The sequence below is a fragment of the Streptomyces sp. AA1529 genome (genome assembly GCF_000280905.1).
Classification (GTDB): Bacteria; Actinomycetota; Actinomycetes; order Streptomycetales; family Streptomycetaceae; genus Streptomyces.
Genome location: NZ_ALAP01000048.1, coordinates 128,703 through 148,614 on the forward strand (window position 1 = coordinate 128,703; position 19,912 = coordinate 148,614).

Consider the following 19,912-nt stretch of genomic DNA (forward strand, 5'->3'; position numbering starts at 1 on the left):
CCGGCCGGCGCCGCGCGGAGCCCCTGCCCTCCGAGCCCTGCCCCCGGTCCTGCCCGCGTCGTGCCCGGGTCCTGCCCGGGTCCTGCCCGGGTCCTGCCCGAGGCGGAGGGCCTTCCGGCCACGGGGCGGCGCGCGGCGGTCGTAGGGTGGTCCCGATGAACCCCAACTCCCCCGCCCAGGCGAGCGAAGATCCCCCCGCGAGCGGCGCCCCGGAGCCCCCTGCTTCCGGGGCGGAGGCCCCGGAGGCGAACCGGCCACCGGAGGCGAGCGCGGAGCCCGGCACCGAGCGCCTGGAGAAGGCGGTACGGGCCGCGGAGGCCGCGCTGATCGAGTACGAGATCGCGGTCGAGACGTTCCGCGTCGAGGTGGAGAACTTCTCGCGCCTGCACCACCAGCGGCTGGGCCCCGTCTACGCGCGGCTCGACGAGCTGGAGGCGCAGATCGCGGAGACGATCGCGGCCCGCACCGGTGATCCCGAGGACATCCGGAAGGCCGATGCGGCACGCGGCGCCGTCCTGCCCATGCCCCAGGTCGAGGAGCTCTTCTTCGGCTGGATCGACTCGACCGGCATGCTCCCCGAGGCCCAGGCGATGCTCAACGAGCAGCCCGTCAGCCCACCGGGCCGGGTGCGGCCCAGCGAGGAGGCCCGCAAGGCCTACCGGGACCTGGTGCGCAAGGCCCACCCCGACCTCGCGCAGGACGACGCCGAGCGCGAGCGGCGGGAGGCGTTCCTCGTGCGGGTGAACAAGGCGTACGCGGACGGTGACGCCTCGGCGCTCGCCGCGCTCGCCGAGGAGTGGGAGGCGGGCCCGCTGCCCGGTCCCATGGCCGAACTGCTGCGCAGCGAGGAGCTGTACGCCCGGCTGGAGTGGCTGGCGCGGCGCAAGGAGATGCTCGCCGAGATGGCCGCGGAGCTGGAGGAGAGCGCCATCGGAGCCATGCTGAAGCTGGCACCCGACGACCCCGACGCGCTGCTGGACGAGATCGCCGAGCAACTGCTCGGACAGGTGGCCGAGCGCGAGCAGGAGCTCGCCCGGCTGACAGAGGGAGAGCAGGAATGAACCCCGTTCCCGGGCAGGTACGGCAGACCGACGCCGCCTCCGTGCCGGCCGACGCACTGCTGCTGGACGTCCGCGAGGACGACGAATGGGCCGCCGGACGCGCTCCCGGCGCGCTGCACATCCCGATGAGCGAGTTCGTCGCCCGGCAGGGCGAGCTGACCGAACGCCTCGGCGACGGCGGTCCGGTGTACGTCGTCTGCCGGGTCGGCGGCCGCTCGGCGCAGGTCGCGGGCTACCTCTCCCAGCAGGGCGTGGACGCGGTCAACGTCGACGGCGGGATGCTGGCCTGGCAGAGCGCGGGCCGTCCGCTGGAGGGGGACGCGGACCCGGCGTTCGTGCAGTGATGACCCACCGGTGACCCTCGCCGGGTGCCGTGCCGTGCCGTGCCGTGCCGTGCCGTGCCGTGCCGGGTTCGGGCGGCCTTGCGGGTCCGGGCAGCCGGTTGCCCGCTTCGGCTGTCGGCCGGTGCTCTTCGGCTCGCCCCGGTGGGCCCTTCGGTGCGGCCCGGGCGGCAGTCGGAGGCGGGGCGGCGGCGCGCCGTACCGCCCGGCCGCCGGTGCGTACCGTCGCGCCGGGCGGGCCCCGCGCTGGCCGGCGACGGTCCGCGAGGGAGGCGTCACGCGTCGAAGTCCACCTCCACCTCCTCCGTGAGGGGGTGGGACTGGCAGGCCAGGACATAGCCCACCGACAACTCCTCCTCCTCCAAGGCGAAGTTGCGGTCCATATGCACCTCACCGCCCAGCAGCCGGGCGCGGCAGGTGCCGCAGACCCCGCCCTTGCAGGCGTACGGGGCATCGGTCCGGTTCCGCAGCACCGCCTCCAGCAGGGTCTCGCCCTCCCGCACCGGCCAACTGCCGCTGCGCCCGGCGAGGGTGGCGCGCACCGTGGCGGATCCGGGCACCGTCCGGGTGGGCGGCGGCGGAGCCGCAGCGGCCGCCTCCGCGTGGAAGATCTCCTGGTGGACACGGTTCGCGGGCACTTCCAGTGTCCGCAGCGCCTTGGCCGCGCCCTCCACCAGCCCCAGCGGGCCGCACAGGAACCAGCCGTCGGTCTCCCGTACTCCGCGGTCGGACAGCAGCGCGGGCAGCAATGCGGTCAACCGCTCCTCGTCCAGCCGCCCGGAGGGCAGTCCGCTGTGCTGCTCCTCGCGGGAGAGTGCCGTCACCAGATGGAAGCGCCCGGGGTAGCGGTCCTTGAGGTCGGCCACTTCTTCCAGGAACATCGTGGAGTCCGTGCTGCGGTCGCTGCGTATCAGGCAGAAGCGGGCCTCCGGCTCGCGTGCCAGCAGCGTGCCCGCGATGGACAGCACCGGGGTGATGCCGCTGCCGCCCACCACGGCGGCGAACCGGCCCGCACGGGGCTCCAGCACGAACCGGCCCATCGGCGGCAGGGCCTCGACGGCGCCGCCCGCGGTCAGCTCCTTGAGCGCGTACGTCGAGAACTCGCCGCCCTCCACCAGCCGGATACCCACCCGGAGCGTCTCGGGCCGGGGCGTCGCCGGGTCGCACAGCGAGTAGGTGCGGCGGATCTCCTCGCCCCGCTCGTTCATCCGCCGCAGGGTGAGGTGCTGGCCCGGGGTGTAGCCGAAGGTCTCCCGCAGTTCGGGCGGCACCTCGAGGGTGAGTGCGGCCGCGTCGTCGGTCAGCGGCTCGACCGAACGGACACGCAGCGGGTGGAAGGCGGGCACCCTCACACCTCCTTGAAGTGGTCGAACGGCTCCTGGCATGCGGTGCAGCGCCGCAGCGCCTTGCAGGCCGTGGATGAGAACCGGCTGAGCAGCTCCGTGTCGGCCGCGCCGCAGTGCGGGCAGCGGACCGGCTCCGCAGCGGGGGGCCGCGCGGGTTCCGCCGTGTGCCGGGTGGGGGAGAGGCCGACCAGGACCGGCTCCGGGTCGGCGCTGCGGGCCCCGGCGCGGGGTGGGGCGATGCCGTGCTCGGCGAGCTTGCGGCGGCCCTCCGCGCTGATGTCGTCACTCGACCAGGGCGGCACCAGCACTGTGCGGACCTCGACCTGGGCGGCACCGGCTGCCCGCAGCACCTGTTCGATGTCCGCGGCCATCGCCTCGACCGCCGGGCAGCCGGTGTAGGTCGGGGTCAGCTCGACCAGCACGTGCCCCGGCTCCGGCTCCTCCACCCGGCGCAGCACGCCCAGTTCGGCCAGGGTGAGCACCGGCAGCTCCGGATCGGGGACCGCTCCGGCCAGCGCGGCGAAGGAGTCCGGCCGGGCCGAGGCGGTCACCATGCCGCCCCCGGATGGCTGCGGTGCAGATGCTGCATCTCGGCCAGCAGCGGTCCGAACGGCTCGGTGTGCAGCCCCTGGCGGCCCGCACCGGCCGACCAGGCACCCTCGCTCGGGCCCTCCGGGACGGTGAGTCCGGCGCGGGCGAAGACATCGCCGATGGCGGCGTGCCACTCCTCCGCCAGCGCCGGCCAGTCCACCTCCAGCCCTTCGACCGGCTGGAGGAGTTCGCCCGTGTACCGCCACAGTGTGTCGGCGGCGCGCTGGGTGCGGGCGTGGCTCTCCTCGGTGCCGTCGCCCAGCCGCAGCGTCCACTGCTCGGCGTGGTCGCGGTGGTAGGCCGTCTCCCGGACGGCCTTGGCCGCCAGCGGAAGCACCGGGGACAGCCGGGCGAAGAGCGGCTGCTGGTAGGTGGAGAAGAAGAGCTGCCGGACGATGGTGTGGGCGAAGTCGCCGTTGGGCTGCTCGGTCAACTGGCAGTTGCGGAAGGCGCGTTCCTCCCGGAGGAAGGCGATCTCGTCCTCGCTGCCGAGGGTGTCGGAGAGTCCGGCGTAGAGGGCGCGGGCCTGGCCCAGCAGGTCCAGCGCGATGTTGGCCAGCGCCACCTCCTCCTCCAGGACCGGGGCGTGTCCGGCCCACTCGCCGAGGCGGTGGGAGAGGATCAGTGCGTCGTCGCCCAGCGGGAGGGTGGCCAGGGCCGGGGGTGCGGGGGCGGTCACAGGTTCCGCACCCCCTCGGGCACCTCGTAGAAGGTCGGATGACGGTAGGGCTTGTCGGCGGCGGGTGCGAAGAAGGGGTCTTTCTCGTCGGGCGAGGACGCGGTGATCTCGTGGGACGGCACCACCCACAGGGAGACGCCCTCGGAGCGGCGGGTGAACAGGTCCCGCGCGTTGCGGAGCGCCATCTCGGCGTCCGGAGCGTGCAGGCTGCCCGCGTGGGTGTGCGAGAGGCCGCGCCTGCTGCGGACGAAGACCTCCCACAGGGGCCATTCGGCGCTCATGCCCGGCTCCTCGCGTCACGGGTGGTGGACGGTGCGTCCGCGCCGTCCGGTGCGGTGTCCGGCTGTGCCGGGCCGGTGGCCGCCTGCTCGGCCCGGTGGCCGGCCCGGTCCGCTGCGGTGGCCTCCGCGGCATGTGCGGCCGCGTGCTCGGCGGTGTTCCCGACGGTGTTCCCGGCGGTGTTCCCGGCGGCGTGCTTGGCGGCGTGTGCCGCTGCCGCCTCCCGCACCCAGGTGCCGTTCTCGTGCGCCGCTCGGCGACGGTCGAGCCGCTGCTCGTTGCAGGGGCCGTTGCCCTTGAGCACCTCGCGGAACTCCTGCCAGTCGATGGTGCCGAAGTCCCAGTGGCCGCGCTCCTCGTTCCAGCGCAGGTCGGGGTCGGGCAGGGTCACGCCCAGCGCCTCGGCCTGGGGCACGCAGATGTCCACGAAGCGCTGCCGCAGCTCGTCGTTGGAGTGCCGCTTGATCTTCCAGGCCATGGACTGCGCGCTGTGCGACGACTCGTCGTCCGGCGGGCCGAACATCATCAGTGAGGGCCACCACCAGCGGTCCACCGCGTCCTGCGCCATCGCACGCTGGGCCTCGGTGCCGCGGGTCAGGGCCAGCAGCAGCTCGTAGCCCTGGCGCTGGTGGAAGGACTCCTCCTTGCAGATGCGCACCATGGCGCGGGCATAGGGGCCGTACGAGCAGCGGCACAGCGGTACCTGGTTGGTGATGGCCGCGCCGTCCACCAGCCAGCCGATCGCGCCGATGTCCGCCCAGGTGAGCGTGGGGTAGTTGAAGATCGAGGAGTACTTCTGGCGGCCCGCGTGCAGTTTGTCGAGCAGTTCGTCGCGGCTCGTGCCCAGCGTCTCGGCGGCGCCGTAGAGGTACAGGCCGTGGCCCGCCTCGTCCTGCACCTTGGCCATCAGGATCGCCTTGCGGCGCAGCGAGGGCGCGCGGGTGATCCAGTTGGCCTCCGGCTGCATGCCGATGATCTCGGAGTGCGCGTGCTGGGCGATCTGGCGCACGAGGGTGGAGCGGTAGGTGTCCGGCATCCAGTCCCGCGGCTCGATGCGCTCGTCGGCGGCGACCGCGGCGTCGAAGGCGGCCTGCGCTGCCTGCGTTGCCTGCGCGGCCTCGGCCGTCGGCCCGGTACCGGCGCCGTCCGGCTGCCCGTCCGCTCCCGTCGCGCGGCCGCGCGACGGCGATGTCACCGGTGTCATAGAGCCCCCTGATCCCTCGGTTTCCAGCCGACCGACCGATCGTTCGGTTCAAGGATGAGTGCGGGCCGGGGGGCTGTCAAGAGCGAATGCCGCCGACCGGCGGGGCCGAGCGGCTCCGTCCCAGTACCCTCTGAGAGTCTCTGAGGCGGAGCAGCCCGGTCATGGGCATGAAGAACATGGGGAGCAGGGGTAGGGGATGGAGCCAGCGGCGCACCAGGCGCCCGGGGGGGAAGGCATGCGCGGGATCGCCGCGCTCTCGCTGCCCGCGCGGATCTTCGTCGCGATAGCCGTGGCCGTCGTCACGGTCGGAATCGCGTTCCACGTGGCGATGGTCTTCCTGCAGACAGCCCCGGACAACACGATCAGCAAGCGGCACGGCGAACTCGTCGACTCCTACGTCTACCCGGAGTTCGAGCGCAACTGGAAACTGTTCGCGCCCAACCCCCTCCAGCAGAACGTCGCCGTGCACGCCCGCGCCACCGTCGCCAAGGACGGCACCACGGAGACCACCGGCTGGGTCGACCTGAGCGCCATGGACGGCGCGGCCATCCACGGCAACCCGGCCCCCAGCCATACCCAGCAGAACGAACTGCGCCGCGCCTGGGAGTTCTACGTCGACAACCACGACGACAAGGGCAAGCCCGTCGGGCTCCGCGGCGCGCTCTCCGAGCAGTACGTCAAGCGCATCGTGATGCGGCGCTTCGGCCCCGAACTCAACGGCGGCAGCGTCGAGCGCATCCAGGTGCGCTCCGCCGTCACCCCGGTCGCCCCGCCCGACTGGAGCGACGAGCGCACCGAGGTGAAGACCAGGTACACCGTGCAGCCCTGGTGGCACGTCACCAGTGCCGACCTGCCGGGAGGCGGCAAGTGAGCGACCAGGGGCGGTACATGGGGGTGCACGGCCTGCGCGTGCGGATCGAACGGTGCGTCTCGCGCGGACTGACCCGGATCACCGCGCAGGCGCTCGGCCCCTACCAGACGGCGATCGTCCGGATCGGGTTCGGCGCGGCGTGGTTCTTCTTCCTGCTGCGCGAGTGGCCGCACCGGCAGGAGCTCTACGGGCCGGACAGCCCCTGGTCGTGGGGACTGGCCGAGCGGCTCATCGAGACCAACGACGCCTTCTCGGTCCTGATGTGGTCCAGCAGCGACAACTGGTTCCAACTCGTCTACGTCGTCGCCCTGGCCGCGGCCGCCGCCGTGCTGCTCGGCTGGCACACCCGGGCGGCCACCGTGCTGTTCATGGTCGGGGTGCTCTCGCTGCAGAACCGCAGCGTCTTCATGGGGGACGGCGGCGACAACATCATCCATCTGATGTCGATGTATCTCGTCTTCACCCGCTGCGCGCAGGTGTGGTCCCTGGACGCCCGCCGCGCGGCCCGCGCCCGGCGGCGCCCGGAGGCCGCGGCGGCACACCCGCGGGATCTCCGGGCCGCGGATCCGGGAGCGCACGCAGGGGCGCCGGCCGGTGACCTGTCGGCCGGTGACCTGTCGGCCGGTGACCTGTCGGCCGGCGGGTCGTCGTCCGATGAGACCGCCGGAGCCGCCGCCGGAACCGCCGCCGGAACCGGGGCACGTCCGGCCGGGGCGGACGCCGGGGTCGGCGGCGTGGTGCTGTGGACCGTGTTCGGCGCGGTGCTGCTGGGCAGCACCGTCGCGGGCGGGTTCACCGTCGGCTGGGCCCTCTTCTACTGGGGGCTGTGGGCCGTGCACGGACTGTGGTGGTCCGTGCAGCGGGCCGCCGCGCGCGGCGGTGCGGCGGTACGCGAGATGCGCGACGTGTGCGACATCCTCGCCAACCTGGTGCACAACGGCGTGCTGCTCGTCATCATGATCGAGGTCTGCCTGGTCTACTCGACGGCCGGCTGGTTCAAGATCCAAGGCACTCGCTGGCAGGACGGTACGGCCGTCTACTACCCGATGAACCTGGACTACTTCACGCCCTGGCCCGATCTGAGCCACCTGCTGGCCGCCAACGGTGTCATGGTCTTCCTGGTCACCTACGGCACCGTCGCCACCCAGGTCGCCTTCCCGTTCACCCTCCTCAACCGGCGCGCGAAGAACGTCCTGCTGGCCTTCATGATCGCGGAGCACGTCAGCATCGCCGTGCTGCTCGGGCTGCCGTTCTTCTCGCTGGCGATGATCGCCGCCGACGCCGTCTTCCTGCCGACCGTCTTCCTGATCTGGCTCGGCCGGAGCACGACCGCACTGGGCGGCCGAGCACGGGGCCTGCTGCCGGGCCGCGGCCGCCGAGCGCCCCAGCCGGACCCGGAACCCGCGGCGGAGGCCCCGAAGGTGTCCGTCTGAGAGTCTGGACCGTCCCCGGGGCCCGGGTCACGGGCCCGGGGGCGCCGTCTGCCGGAGCGCCGGAGTCCGGACGCGTGGTCCGGGGCGCCGCGTAGGGTGGACCGGATGACGGCGGAGACGGCTGAGAGCCGGTGGGCGCGCCACGTGGCCGACGGCGTGCTGCTGGACGGGTTCCACGCGCTCAAACACGCGCTGCGGTTCGGTGCGCGGGTGCCGGTCGCGCTCGCCACCGACCGCCGCGCCGCGCTCGCCCTCGCCGAGGAACTCGCCCCCGATCTGACCGGCACGCTCGACGCACTGCTGTGGGAGGTGCCCGGTGCGACGCTGAGCGCTCTGGTGCCACGCGCGCACCCCACCGGTGTGGCGGCGCTCGCGCTCCCGGACCCGGCCGCGGATCCGGCGGCCGTCGGGCCGGGGGAGAGGCCCGCGCCGTTCGTCGTCCTCGACAACCCGCGCAACCTCGGCAACGTGGGCGCGGTCGTACGGCTGGCGGCGGGGGCGGGGGCCGGCGGGGTGCTCACCACCGGCGACCTCGATCCCTGGCACCCCGCAGTGGTACGGGCGGGTGCCGGACTGCACTTCGCCACCCGGGTCGCGCGGCGCCAGGTGGCCGAACTCCCGGACGGTCCGCTGCTCGCCTTCGACCCGGAGGGCGCCGATCTGCGCTCCGTGACCGTTCCCGACGGGGCGATGCTGGCCTTCGGCTCGGAGCGGCACGGCCTCTCGGCCGGGATGCGCGCCCGCGCCGACCGCCTAGTGGCGCTTCCGATGCGCCCGCAGGTCTCCAGCTACAACCTGGCCACCAGCGTGGCGATGGCGCTCTACCACTGGATGTCCGCACCGGGCTGACGGACGGCCGGCCGACGCATACAGCCGCATGGGCACGGACAGCCGGACGGCGTCGACGGGACCGGCCCGCGCATGGCTGAACCGGCCCTGTCGACCTCGGCTCCGTCTCGATTCCGCGGGCCCGCCGGGCCCGGTCGGCGCGCTCCAGCCGGGCTACAGGTACGGGCCGCCCGTGCGGTGCTGCGCCTCGCCGGGCTGTCCCCCGGCCTCCTCGGGCAGTACACCCGGCGGCAGTGCGCGGCGCATCTGCTCCAACTGCGCACGCGCCGCCATCTGCTGGGCGAACAGCGCGGTCTGGATGCCGTGGAAGAGGCCCTCCAGCCAGCCCACCAACTGGGCCTGCGCGATGCGCAGCTCGGCGTCGGTGGGAGTGGACTCCTCCGTGAACGGGAGGGAGAGCCGCTCCAGCTCCTCGATCAGCTCCGGCGCGAGCCCGTCCTCCAGCTCCTTGATCGAGCTGGTGTGGATCTCCTTGAGCCGCGCCCTGCTGGCCTCGTCCAGCGGCGCCGCCTTCACCTCTTCCAGAAGCTGCTTGATCATGCTGCCGATCCGCATGACCTTCGCGGGCTGTTCCACCATCTCCGTCAGGGGGACCTCAGCCTGCTCGTCGCCCTCGCCGTCGCCGCCCTTGGGGCTGGGACTGCCGAGAGCCATCCCGTCCGGGCCCACGACCAGAACCTGGGGGCTCTCCTGCGGCTTCTCGTTGCTCGGCTGCGTCATGCCCCCATTCTGCATCCGAGGGGTTGCCGACGCCGAGCGAGGGCGGGAACGTCCCGGAGTCGCCCGGGCCGCGCCGCGCCGCCCGGGTCCCGCTCCCGGGAGCGCCCGTCCGGGAGTGCGGTTCCCGGCACGCACGCCAGGTCACGCGCGCCAGGTCACGCGCGCCAGGTCACGCGCGCCAGGTCACGCGCGCCAGGTCACGCGCCCAGGTCAGCCGCCGCGCCGGACGCGCAGGGCCAGGAAGGCGAGTCCCAGGCCCATCAGCGTCAGACCGGTGCCGAGCGGCAGGACGGGCAGCACCTGCCCGGACGGCTGCGCGGCGAGCCGGCCGCTCCGACCCTCGTCGCTCCGGGGGCCGGCGTCGTCCGCCGCGTACAGGTCGTGCTTGCCGATGGCCTGACCGGACGGACGAGGAGCGGTGACGTTGCCGAAGGAGGCGGGGGGCCGCAGTGCGGCCCGGTGGTTCGGCGGGTTGATGCGGTGTTCCTGCCGCCGCTGCTGCCACCGGTCGCCCTCTCCGTGCGCGGGCGGCTCCTCCCGCCCGTGCTCCCCGGGGTCCCGCAGCCGGTGGTCCGAGTGCTGCCTGGCCGCGTCCCGCCGGCGCCGGTCCCGCTTCGGGGGGCGCTTCTCCTGCTCCTCCGTGCGCTCTCCGCCGAGCCGCTCATCGCGCGGCCGCGGTTGCCGGTGCTCTTCCCCGTGCTGCCGGGCACCGCGCTCCTCCTGCGCCCCCTGCCCGTCCTCTTCGGCGTGCCGTGTCCCCTCCCTGCTGTTCCCCTCGGCGCGCCTTTCGGCCTCGCCGTCGTCCCATCGCACCGGGTGCCCCCTCCTGTCGGCGGACGTCCGGGCGTTCGGGTGGCCGGGAAAACCGGGAAGACCGGGGGAACCGGAGAACCGGGAGGCCGCGTCGGGCAGCACCGGGGGCTGTCCGGGGGCGCCGGGCAGCGGGGACGGGGTTTCCGTACCGGGAAGGCGCGGAGGTTCGGGCGACCGCGGGAACCGGGGCAGCTTCGGAAGGTCCGGCAGCCGCGGCATCCGGGGGGGCCTGCGGGCGGGGTGCCCAGGTGCGCGGCGGCGCGGCGGGCGGCAGCAGGCTGGGTGCTGCAGGGGAGTCCGCCGCACCCGGAGCGGGGCCGGAGGCGGCGGCACCGGAGGCGGCGGCACCGGGAGCGGGGCCGCTGGGTGAGCCACCGGACGGGGGAGCGGCGGGGGCCGAGGCGGCCCCGGGCGCGGTGCGGTCCCCGGCGGGGACCGCGGGCTCCCCGCGGCGGCGACTGGCGCGGGGAGCGCCAGGAACGCGCAGGTCAGCAAGGTGACCGCGCTGCTCCGTCGCTGAATGTGCCGCACGAACGTGACCCCTCCGCACTGGATGGTCCGCAGACCGTTCCAGCGTCACATGAAGGGATAAGATCGGCATTTCGGACAGGCGGGACGGGTGACGGCTCGCGCCGTGACCGGACTCGCGCCCCGCTTCCGCGCCCCCGGGCGCCCCGCCCCACGCACCGGGGCGCGGAGCGGGACGCCATCGGCAGGTGCGGCTCCTCAGCCTGCGGTGACCAGCAGGATCTTGCCGACGTGGCCGCTCTCGTCCAGGAGCTGGTGGGCTCGGGCGGCGTCGCGCATCGGCACCGTGCTGTCCACGACGGGGCGCACCCGGCCGTCCGACAGCAGCGGCCACACGTGTTCGCGTACGGCGGCCACGATGGCCGCCTTCTCGGCCGCCGGGCGGGCCCGCAGCGACGTGGCCGTCACGGCGCCGCGCTTGGCCAGCAGCGCGCCCAGGTTCAGCTCCCCCTTGGCGCCGCCCTGCATGCCGATGACCGCCAGTCGGCCGTTCACCGCGAGCGCCTTGACGTTCCGCTCGAGGTATTTGGCGCCCATGTTGTCCAGGATCACGTCGGCGCCCGCGCCGTCGGTGGCCGCGCGCAACTCCTCGACGAAGTCCTGCTCGCGGTAGTTGATCAGGATGTCGGCCCCCAGCTCGGCGCACCGCCGCAGCTTCTCCGCCGTGCCCGCCGTCACCGCGACCCGGGCGCCCACCGACTTGGCGAGCTGGATGGCCATCGTGCCGATGCCGCTGGAGCCGCCGTGCACCAGCAGGGTCTCGCCCGGGCGCAGGTGCGCCACCATGAAGACGTTCGACCAGACCGTGCAGGTGACCTCCGGCAGACCGGCCGCCGTCGTGACGTCGACTCCTTCGGGCACGGGCAGGAGCTGTCCGGCCGGCACCACGACCCGCTCGGCGTAGCCGCCGCCGCCGAGCAGCGCGCACACCCGGTCGCCGACCGACCAGCCGGACACTCCGGGGCCGAGGGCCGCGATGCGTCCCGCGCACTCCAGGCCGGGGTAGGGGCTGGCGCCGGGCGGTGGATCGTAGAAGCCCTGGCGCTGCAGGACGTCCGCGCGGTTGACGGCGCTCGCCGCGACATCGACGAGGACTTCGCCCTCCCCTGGCTCCGGGTCGGGGACCTCCGCCCAGACCAGGGCCTCGGGGCCGCCGGGTTCGGGAATCGTGATCGCATGCATACGGCCGACGCTACCCGCACCTCCCGGCACCGGGAGGGCCCCGGCCCGGCACAGGGCACCGGGAGGGCCCCGGCCCACGGCCGCCCACGTCCCCACGTCGCCTCATTCCGTATGCCGCTCCGGTGCTTCATTCCGTATGCCGTTCCGGCGCTCAGGCCGCGTAGGTGAAGCGGAGCTTCTGATCCGGGGTGGGCACGTACGCCTGATGGCAGCCGGTGCAGAACCAGAACCAGGAGTCCTCCTTGCCCGGACCCGTCTCACGGGTGTCCTTCCACAGCAGGCGCTCCGGGCAGTTGGGGCAGGTCGGTGGCGGGTCCATCGCGTCATCGTCACGCCTGCGCCCGGCAGCGGTCCGCCGGGCGCCGCACAGTCACCTGAAGGGATGAGGAGCGGGGGTGTGGTGCTACCGCAGGTCGCCGCGCGGTATGTCCGCCTGGGGACCCTTCCGGGAGGCACGGTGGATGACGACCAGCCGGTCGGTGAGCTCCAGTTCCGCGGCCTCCGGGTCGTCGAAGGCCAGTATCCGGTGCCCGCGCACGATGGAGACGACCAGGTCCGGACAGTCCCGCGGGGAGCTTCCCGCCTCCGCCTTGGTGACCGGGCGCTCCTTCAGATCGAGGCCGGTGCCCTGCTGGATGAGGTTCTCTATCACCGAGCTGGCGTTCGGGCTGAGCATCGCCAGCCCGAGCAGCCGGCCGGCCGCGCTGGCACTGGTGATCACCTGGTCCGCGCCCGACTGCCGCAGCAGCGGGGCGTTCTCCTCCTCACGCACCGCCGCGACGATCTTTATCCGCGGGTTGAGCTGCCGTGCCGTCAGCGTCACCAGCACCGAGGTGTCGTCCCGCTGCGGGGCGATCACGATCTGCTTGGCCCGCTGCACCTCGGCGCGGATCAGCACCTCGCTGCGGGTGGCGTCGCCCTCGACCCCGGCGAACCCCTCCGCGTTGGCGGTCTTGACGGCGTGCCCGTGCGGATCGATGACGACGACCTGGTTGCGGCCCAGCCCCGTCGACAGCAGGGTCTGGACGGCGGAGCGGCCCTTGGTGCCGAATCCGACGACGACGGTGTGGTCGCGCAACGCGGACCTCCAGCGGTTCAGGCGCCACTGCTGCCGGGTGCGGTCCGTCAGGGCCTCGAGGGTGGTGCCGATGAGGATGATCAGGAACAGCACGCGGAGCGGCGTGATGACGAGAATGTTGACGAGCCGCGCGCTGTCGGACGCGGGGGTGATGTCGCCGTAGCCGGTCGTGGAGAGCGTGACGGTGGTGTAGTAGAGGCAGTCCAGGAACGTCACGTCGCTGTCGGAGTTGTCCACGTAGCCGCCCCGGTCCAGATAGACCAGCAGCACCGTGATCCACAGCACGGCGAGCGCGGCGAGCAGCCGCCGCGCGACCTGCCGCTGCGGGCTGATGTCCGGACGCGGCAGCAGTACCGAGCCCAGCCGCTCGGTGGTCTCGCCGGTCCCCTCCGGAGGCCGCCTCACCACGGCAGGTCCAGTACGGGCACGTCCGTGCCGGGCGCGCCGCCGCCGGGCGGCACCACCGCCAGCGCGTCGCAGGAGGCCACGCCGCGGAGCATCGCCGGACCCGCGTAGCGCAGCGGCCGGATACGCGCCCGGAGGCCCGAACCCTCGCACCGCACGGGTACCAGCCGGGTGTCGTGCGGGTGTCCGGACACCTCGGCGCCCAAGGTGGCCTCCCGGGGTTCGGGCGCGGCGCGCCCGGCCAGCGCGCGCAGCAGCGGCGCGGCCAGGGTGACGAGACCGGAGAGCGCGGCCAGCGGATTGCCGGGCAGCCCCACCAGGCACCGATGGCGCGGCTGTCCGCCCGTGCTCTGCCGGTCCCCCGGTCCGAGCGCGGCCAGCAGCATGGGATGCCCGGGGCGGACCCGCACCCCGTGCACCAGGAGCCGCGCGTCGAGGCGGCGCAGTGTCGGCCGGAGGTGGTCCAGCGGTCCGGCGGCCGTGCTGCCGGTGGTGACGAGCACATTGGCCGTCGAACCGGCCAGCGCCTCGTGCAGGGCCTCCGCGTCGTCGCCCAGCAGCCGGGTGACGGTCACCTCGGCCCCCAGGGCCGTCAGCCACGGCTCGACCATCGGCCCGAGCGCGTCCCGGATCCGGCCCTCCCGGGGCAGCCCGCGGTGCAGCAGTTCGTCGCCCAGGACGAGCACTTCGGCCCGCGGCCGGGGCACGGTCGCCAGGTCGTCGTACCCGGCCGCCGCGGCCAGCCCCAGCACGACAGGGGTGACCGCCGCGCCGGCCGGCAGCAACTCGTCGCCCGTGCGGCACTCCTGGCCGCGCGGGCGGATGTCGGTGCCGGGCTGCGGAGGTGTGGCCGTACGCACCCGGGCGCCCGTGTGCTGGGCCGCCTCCCGGCGGAGCACGGCACTGGTGCCGGACGGGACGCGGGCGCCGGTCGCGATCCGGACCGCCTCCCCGTCGGCGAGCTGCGGGGGCTCCGCGCGGGCGCCCGCCAGCAGGCCGGGGCGCTCGGTGCCGTCCGCCGCGCGGGCGGGCTCCCACGGGCCGGGCCCGGACACCGCCCAGCCGTCCATCGCGGAGGTGTCGAACGGCGGCAGGTCGGTGAGGGCCCGCAGCGGTGCGGCGAGCGTGCGGCCCAGCGCGTGTGCGAGGGGGACGGTCTCCCGGGGGAGCGCGGTGGCGGCCGAGGACGCCAGTGCCACGGCCTCGGACCAGGTGACCGCCGGCTGCCGTGCCGCGGCGCCGGTCCGGTCCTGCGGGTGCTGCCGCGGCTGCCCCCGCCCGTGCGGGTCCCCACCGGTACCTTCCGCGGTGCCGGTGCCGGTGCCGGTGCCGGTGCCTGTGCCCGCCGGTTGCCGGTCTCCGTCCGCCGAGGTGTTCCCGGGGTGCCCGGCCGGTCCGCGGCCGCCGTCTCCGGGCCGCCCGCCGCCTGCCGCGGCTCCCTCGGACGGGTGCGCGCCGCCGGGGACGGTTCCGCGACCCGCCTCGCCCGGGGCGGGCCGGGCCCCGCCGGGGTTCTCGGCGGAGCCGGGAGTGCCGCCGTTGTCGGGGCCCTCGGTGCCGTCGGCGCTCCACTGGATCCGCCGGATGCGCTTGAGGCGGGGTGCGGGGGGCGGGTCCTGGCGGATCCGGCCGCTGTTGGCCAGGGCGATGGCCTCGTCGAGTTCGTCGGCGTCGCTCATCGGTCGTCTGTCCGCTCGGAGGGGCTGCCGGGGCCGTCCGCGGCGGGCGGTTGGGGGGTTTTCCCGGGGCCGTCCGCTCCGGGGGCGTCTCCGTCCGACTCGTCGGCCCAGCGCCGGGCGAGCCGGGCGGCCGCCTCCGTCGCCCGCGCGACGTCCTGCGGTGAACTGCCCGCCTGCGCCGCCGCGTAGCCCACCAGGAAGGTGGTCAGCGGCGCCGCGGGGCGCGCGACGCCGTGCGCCGCGTCCCGGGCGAGAGCCAGCAGGGCTGAGGTGTCGACGTCGAGCTCGATGCCCAGCTCGGCCTTGACCGCGGAGATCCATTCGTCCAGCACGGTTTCATGCTCCCTGATGCGGGCCCTCGCTGTGGCGATGTCGTCCCAGGTGTCGCAGTCGAGGGCGGCGGCGGTGACGGAGGGCGCGGTCACCCGGTGCAGCATCAGCCCTTGGAGCACCATCCGCAACGGCAGTCCCGTCAAAGAACCGTATTCGGTTCGCAACAGCGCCAGTTCGCGGCGCAGCGGGTCCACCCGGTAGCCGGCCAGCAACGGTTGGTCGCGGCCGTCGTATCCGATGGCGGCCTCCGCCCCGTCCGGAACGGACACCAGGGTGCGCACCGCTCGCGGCGAGAGGAACGGCAGGTCGGCGGAGACGACGAGCACCGGGCCCTCCTCCCCGGCCGTACCGCCCCCGGGCCGTCCGGCCGCCGCGTGCTCCGGGCCGGTTCGCGCCGAGCCGGTGCCCGTGCCCGCCCGCGGCGCGCCGGGACCCGCAGGCGTCGCGCCGCCGGGACCCGCAGGTGCGTCCGGGACCGCCGCCAGCGCGTCCAGACCCGCTTGCAGCGCCGCGAGCGGGCCGCCGCCGGGCGGCTCCTCGCGGGCCCACAGCACCGGGCGGCACGTCGGACGGCGCGGGCCCACCACCACGGTGGCCGCCGCGTCGCCGCACGCCGCGAGGACCCGGTCGAGCAGCGGGCGGCCGCCGACCGTGACCGCGGGTTTGTCGGCCCCGTCCAGCCGCCGCGCGCCGCCGCCCGCGAGGACGAGGGCCGTGTACGAGCGGCCGGCATCGCCCGCCGCGTGGTGCGGGCGGTCGGGCGGTCCGGCTGCGGAAGGAGGTCCTGGGGCCTGCGTCACGCCTCAGAGCGTACGGAGTAGCCTCGCCGGACGCTCCACGCAGTCCGCGACATGGCGCAGGAATCCGCCCGCGGTGCCGCCGTCGCACACCCGGTGGTCGAAGGTGAGGGACAACTGCACGACGCTGCGGACGGCAGGGGCGTCGCCGACCACCCATGGTTTGCGGGCGATACGGCCGACGCCGAGCATCGCCGCCTCCGGATGGTTGATGATCGGAGTGGAGCCGTCCACGCCGAACACGCCGTAGTTGTTCAGCGTGAACGTGCCGCCGGTCAGCTCGCCGGGGGTGAGGGTCCCGGCGCGGGCCGCCTCGGTCAGCCGGGCCAGCTCCGCGGTGAGCTGCTCGGCGCTGAGCGTGTGCGCGTCGCGCACCACCGGGACGACGAGGCCCCGGTCCGTCTGCGCGGCGAAGCCCAGATGCACCTCGGGCAGCACGACGATCTCGCGCGCCCGGGTGTCCACCGTCGAGTTCAGCTCCGGGAAGCGTGCCAGCGCCGCCGTGCACAGCCGACCGAGCAGGGCCAGCAGCGAGATCGGTGCCGCGTGCGGGGCGCCGTCGGCGGCGGCGTTCATCTCCTTGCGCGCGGCGAGCAGTTCGGTGGCGTCGGCATCCACCCAGCAACTGGCGTCCGGGATCTCCGCACGGCTGCGCGTGAGCCGGTCGGCCGCCGTGCCGCGCATGCCGCGCAGCGGAATACGCCGCTCCTCCCGTGCCGCCGCGGCCCGGACCCCGCCGGGCTGCGCGGTGCCCTGCGGCGCGGGTGCCTGCGGCGCCGGTGTCCCGGGCGCGGCGTGCACCGCGCGTTCCACGTCCGCGCGCAGGATGAGCCCGTCCGGACCGCTGCCCGTCATCGCGTGCAGATCCAGGCCGTGTTCGCGGGCCAGCCGGCGGACCAGCGGGGAGATCACCGGCACGGGACCGGCAGCGGCGCGTCCGCCCGGGGCGGGGCGCTCCGGCGCCGTCCGGCCCGCACCGCCGGCGGGGGCGTCCCGGTCGGCTGGGGACCGGGACTCCTCGGCCGCCCCCGCTCCGGGCGCCGCCGCGATTCCGCCGGGACCCGCGCCGGGTGCTTCCCCACCGGCCGGGCCGGACACCCCGGACAGCCCGGAAAGCCGCAGCGCCGCCCGGGGCCGCCGGGCCGGCGCCTGCGCCGTCCCGTAGCCGACCAGCACATTGCCCGAGCCGCCGACGTGTTCCGCCGCACCGGCCTGTTCCGCCGCACCGGCCTGTTCCGCCGCACCGGCGTGTGCTGCGGCACCGGCCCGTGCCGTCCCGGCGCCGGCGGCCTCGCCGCCGGGGCCGGACGCACCACCGTCCGGGTTCACCGCGACGGTGACCAGCGGTGCCCCCACCGCCACCTCGGCTCCCTCGTCGGCCGCGTGCGAGGTGACCACGCCCGCGAAGGGGCAGGGGACCTCCACGAGTGCCTTGGCCGTCTCGACCTCGACGACCGGCTCGTCGACCCGCACCGTGTCGCCCACCGGGACCAGCCAGCGGACGATCGTCGCCTCGGTCAGCCCCTCGCCCAGGTCCGGCAGCGCGAACTCGCGCACCTCGCCCATCAGAGCGCACCCCCGCCCCGGCCCTCGGAGCCGTCCCGGCCACCGGTGAAGCCGCTCTCCCACTGGAGCCGTGCGACGGCGTCCAGCACCCGGTCGACACCCGGCAGGTGGTGCCGCTCCAGCATCGGCGGCGGATAGGGGATGTCGAACCCGGCGACGCGCAGCACCGGCGCCTCCAGGTGGTGGAAGCAGCGCTCGGTGATCCGGGCCGCGATCTCACCGCCCGGGCCGGCGAAGCCGGGCGACTCGTGCACGACGACGGCCCGCCCGGTGCGCCGCACCGAAGCGGCGACGGTCTCCTCGTCGAACGGGGACAGCGTGCGCAGGTCGACCACCTCCAGATCCCAGCCCTCCGCGCCGTCCTCGCGTGCCGCCTCGGCGGCCTCCAGACAGACCGGCACGGACGGGCCGTAGGTGATCAGCGTCGCGGAGCTGCCCCGGCGGCGTACGACGGCCTTGCCGATGCCGGGCACCGCGTCCGGCTCCTCCGGGTCCCAGTCCGCCTTCGACCAGTACAGCCGCTTCGGTTCGAGGAAGACCACCGGGTCGTCGGAGGCGATGGCGGCCCGCAGCAGCCCGTAGGAGTCGGCGACCGTGGCCGGGGTGACGACGTGCAGCCCCGGTGTGGCCAGGTAGTAGGCCTCGGAGGAGTCGCTGTGGTGCTCCACCCCGCCGATCCCGCCGCCGTAGGGGATGCGCACCGTCAGCGGCATGGGCAGCCTGCCGCGGGTGCGGTTGCGCATCCGCGAGACGTGCGAGACGAGCTGCTCGAAGCCGGGGTAGGCGAAGGCGTCGAACTGCATCTCCACCACCGGCCGCAGCCCGTACATCGCCATCCCGACCGCCGTGCCCAGGATGCCCGCCTCCGCCAGCGGGGTGTCGGCGCACCGGTCGGCGCCGAACTCCGCGGTCAGCCCGTCCGTCACCCGGAAGACGCCGCCGAGCGTGCCGACGTCCTCGCCCAGGACGTGCACCGCCGGGTCGTCGGCCAGTGCGTCGCGCAGGGCCCGGCGCAGTGCCTGCCCCATGGTGGCGGGCCTGCGGTCGGTGCGTGCGGCGGTGGGCTGCCGTACCGCGGTGCTCATCGGGTCTCCTCCCCCGCGGCCGGGTTCCCGGCTGCCGCCTCCTGCTCCGCGGCCAGCTCGGCGCGCAACTGCGCCGCCTGCTCGCGCAGTTGCGGTGTCGGTTCCGCGTAGACGTGGGCGAACAGCTCCATCGGGTCCGGCTGCGGGTCCTGGTGCATCCGCTCGCGCAGCTCGGCCGCCTGCCGCTCGGCCGCCTCCCGGGCCTCCCGCACGGTCTCCTCGTCCAGCAGCCCGCGGTCGCGCAGCTCGCGCTCCAGGAGCGTCACCGGGTCGTGCGCCCGCCACGCCTCGACCTCGCCGTCGGCGCGGTAGCGGGTCGCGTCGTCGGCGTTGGTGTGCGCCTCCAGCCGGTAGGTGACCGCCTCGACGAGGGTGGGGCCGCCGCCCGACCGGGCCCGGTCCAGCGCCTCGGTCAGCACCTCGTGCACCGCGACCGCGTCGTTGCCGTCCACCAGCCGCCCCGGGACGCCGTAGCCGACCGCCTTGTGGGCCAGCGAGGGCGCAGCGGTCTGCTTGGCCAGCGGTACGGAGATCGCGAAGCCGTTGTTCTGCACCAGGAAGACGGCGGGTGCCTGCCATACGGCGGCGAAGTTGAGCGCCTCGTGGAAGTCGCCCTCGCTGGTGCCGCCGTCGCCGACCAGCGCGAGCGCGGCCACCTCGTCGCCCTTCAGCCGGGCGGCGTGCGCCAGCCCGACCGCGTGCGGAAGCTGGGTGGCCAGCGGGGTGCACAGCGGAGCGACCCGGGTGCCGGGCGAGTCGTAGCCGTGGTGCCAGTCACCGCGCAGCAGCGACAGCACCTCGACCGGGTCCAGGCCGCGCGCCACCGCGGCGAGGGTGTCGCGGTAGCTGGGGAAGAGCCAGTCCTCCGCACGCAGCGCCAGCGCCGCGGCGACCTGGCACGCCTCCTGCCCCCGCGAGGAGGGATAGACCGCCAGCCGGCCCTGCCGGGTCAGCGCGGTCGCCTGCTCGTTGAACCGCCGTCCCCGCACGACGGCGGCGTACAGCCGGCGCAGCAGGTCCGCGTCCGGACCGGTGTGCTCCCCGCCCTCGCGTTCCGCCGTCCGGGTGCCCA

The 19,912-nt window shown here is 74.9% G+C and carries 20 protein-coding genes; 5 read left to right on the forward strand and 15 right to left on the reverse strand.

Translation table 11 applies throughout. The features are described 5' to 3' along the window. Positions 1-155 precede the first annotated feature (155 nt). Both A949_RS0114770 and A949_RS0114775 read left to right on the forward strand, forming a co-directional pair. Entirely contained in the window at positions 156-1,061 is a 906-nt protein-coding gene (locus A949_RS0114770; protein ID WP_019356789.1) for a J domain-containing protein, read from the forward strand. Then, the gene (locus A949_RS0114775) at positions 1,058-1,405 is read left to right on the forward strand and encodes a rhodanese-like domain-containing protein (protein WP_019356790.1); all 348 of its coding nucleotides are present in this window, start codon (positions 1,058-1,060) and stop codon (positions 1,403-1,405) included. The genes A949_RS0114770 and A949_RS0114775 overlap by 4 nt, the downstream gene beginning before the upstream one ends. 272 nt (positions 1,406-1,677) lie before the next feature. On the opposite strand, the gene A949_RS0114780 is transcribed toward A949_RS0114775, so the two are convergent. The 5 genes from A949_RS0114780 to paaA are packed head-to-tail and all read right to left on the reverse strand — an operon-like array spanning position 1,678 to position 5,501. Further along, entirely contained in the window at positions 1,678-2,748 is a 1,071-nt protein-coding gene (locus tag A949_RS0114780) for a 2Fe-2S iron-sulfur cluster-binding protein (RefSeq protein WP_019356791.1), read from the reverse strand. Positions 2,749-2,750: 2 nt separating this feature from the next. Then, complete coding sequence (paaD, locus tag A949_RS0114785) at positions 2,751-3,302, reverse strand: 1,2-phenylacetyl-CoA epoxidase subunit PaaD (protein ID WP_026004651.1); 552 nt, start codon at positions 3,300-3,302, stop codon at positions 2,751-2,753. After that, positions 3,296-4,018 (reverse strand): 1,2-phenylacetyl-CoA epoxidase subunit PaaC, encoded by a 723-nt coding sequence (paaC, locus tag A949_RS0114790; protein ID WP_019356793.1) that lies wholly within the window; start codon positions 4,016-4,018, stop codon positions 3,296-3,298. The genes paaD and paaC overlap by 7 nt, the downstream gene beginning before the upstream one ends. After that, positions 4,015-4,299 carry a 1,2-phenylacetyl-CoA epoxidase subunit PaaB gene (gene paaB, locus A949_RS0114795; RefSeq protein WP_019356794.1) on the reverse strand — a complete coding sequence of 95 codons (285 nt, stop codon included), beginning with the start codon at positions 4,297-4,299 and terminating at the stop codon, positions 4,015-4,017. The genes paaC and paaB overlap by 4 nt, the downstream gene beginning before the upstream one ends. After that, the gene (gene paaA, locus A949_RS0114800) at positions 4,296-5,501 is read right to left on the reverse strand and encodes a 1,2-phenylacetyl-CoA epoxidase subunit PaaA (protein WP_019356795.1); all 1,206 of its coding nucleotides are present in this window, start codon (positions 5,499-5,501) and stop codon (positions 4,296-4,298) included. Before paaA ends, paaB begins: the two co-directional genes overlap by 4 nt. Positions 5,502-5,736: 235 nt before the next feature. On the opposite strand from paaA, the gene A949_RS0114805 reads away from it, so the two are divergent. The 3 genes from A949_RS0114805 (at position 5,737) to A949_RS0114815 (ending at position 8,654) form a co-directional block, all read left to right on the forward strand. After that, on the forward strand, positions 5,737-6,372 hold the full coding sequence (locus A949_RS0114805; protein WP_019356796.1) for a DUF5819 family protein: 636 nt from the start codon (positions 5,737-5,739) through the stop codon (positions 6,370-6,372). A gap of 17 nt (positions 6,373-6,389) precedes the next feature. Beyond that, positions 6,390-7,805: an HTTM domain-containing protein gene (locus tag A949_RS39090; protein WP_063826262.1), complete on the forward strand. Its 1,416-nt coding sequence runs from the start codon at positions 6,390-6,392 to the stop codon at positions 7,803-7,805. Positions 7,806-7,910: 105 nt separating this feature from the next. Next, a complete protein-coding gene (locus A949_RS0114815) occupies positions 7,911-8,654 on the forward strand; it encodes a TrmH family RNA methyltransferase (RefSeq protein ID WP_026004653.1) in 744 nt (247 codons plus the stop codon). Between the two features lie 153 nt (positions 8,655-8,807). Here the strand turns inward: A949_RS0114815 and A949_RS0114820 are convergent, their stop codons facing one another. The 10 genes from A949_RS0114820 to pdhA all read right to left on the reverse strand — a co-directional run. Next, entirely contained in the window at positions 8,808-9,374 is a 567-nt protein-coding gene (locus A949_RS0114820) for a bacterial proteasome activator family protein (protein WP_019356799.1), read from the reverse strand. 210 nt (positions 9,375-9,584) lie between these two features. Further along, positions 9,585-10,187, reverse strand: coding sequence for a hypothetical protein (locus A949_RS35580; protein WP_026004654.1), 603 nt, complete (start codon positions 10,185-10,187; stop codon positions 9,585-9,587). A gap of 726 nt (positions 10,188-10,913) precedes the next feature. Then, positions 10,914-11,897 (reverse strand): NAD(P)H-quinone oxidoreductase, encoded by a 984-nt coding sequence (locus A949_RS0114830; protein ID WP_019356800.1) that lies wholly within the window; start codon positions 11,895-11,897, stop codon positions 10,914-10,916. A 151-nt stretch (positions 11,898-12,048) separates the two neighbouring features. Beyond that, the gene (locus A949_RS38525; protein ID WP_019356801.1) at positions 12,049-12,216 is read right to left on the reverse strand and encodes a hypothetical protein; all 168 of its coding nucleotides are present in this window, start codon (positions 12,214-12,216) and stop codon (positions 12,049-12,051) included. A gap of 84 nt (positions 12,217-12,300) precedes the next feature. Then, positions 12,301-13,383, reverse strand: coding sequence for an NAD-binding protein (locus tag A949_RS0114840; RefSeq protein ID WP_019356802.1), 1,083 nt, complete (start codon positions 13,381-13,383; stop codon positions 12,301-12,303). Continuing rightward, entirely contained in the window at positions 13,377-15,059 is a 1,683-nt protein-coding gene (locus tag A949_RS0114845) for a molybdopterin molybdotransferase MoeA (RefSeq protein ID WP_019356803.1), read from the reverse strand. Before A949_RS0114845 ends, A949_RS0114840 begins: the two co-directional genes overlap by 7 nt. After that, complete coding sequence (locus tag A949_RS0114850) at positions 15,056-16,192, reverse strand: DUF6457 domain-containing protein (protein WP_019356804.1); 1,137 nt, start codon at positions 16,190-16,192, stop codon at positions 15,056-15,058. The genes A949_RS0114845 and A949_RS0114850 overlap by 4 nt, the downstream gene beginning before the upstream one ends. 3 nt (positions 16,193-16,195) lie before the next feature. Next, positions 16,196-17,755, reverse strand: coding sequence for a dihydrolipoamide acetyltransferase family protein (locus tag A949_RS0114855; protein ID WP_019356805.1), 1,560 nt, complete (start codon positions 17,753-17,755; stop codon positions 16,196-16,198). After that, entirely contained in the window at positions 17,755-18,840 is a 1,086-nt protein-coding gene (locus A949_RS0114860) for an alpha-ketoacid dehydrogenase subunit beta (protein ID WP_019356806.1), read from the reverse strand. Before A949_RS0114860 ends, A949_RS0114855 begins: the two co-directional genes overlap by 1 nt. Beyond that, a partial coding sequence (pdhA, locus tag A949_RS33505) for a pyruvate dehydrogenase (acetyl-transferring) E1 component subunit alpha (protein ID WP_019356807.1) occupies positions 18,837-19,912 on the reverse strand: 1,076 nt, incomplete at its 5' end. The genes pdhA and A949_RS0114860, both read right to left, overlap by 4 nt.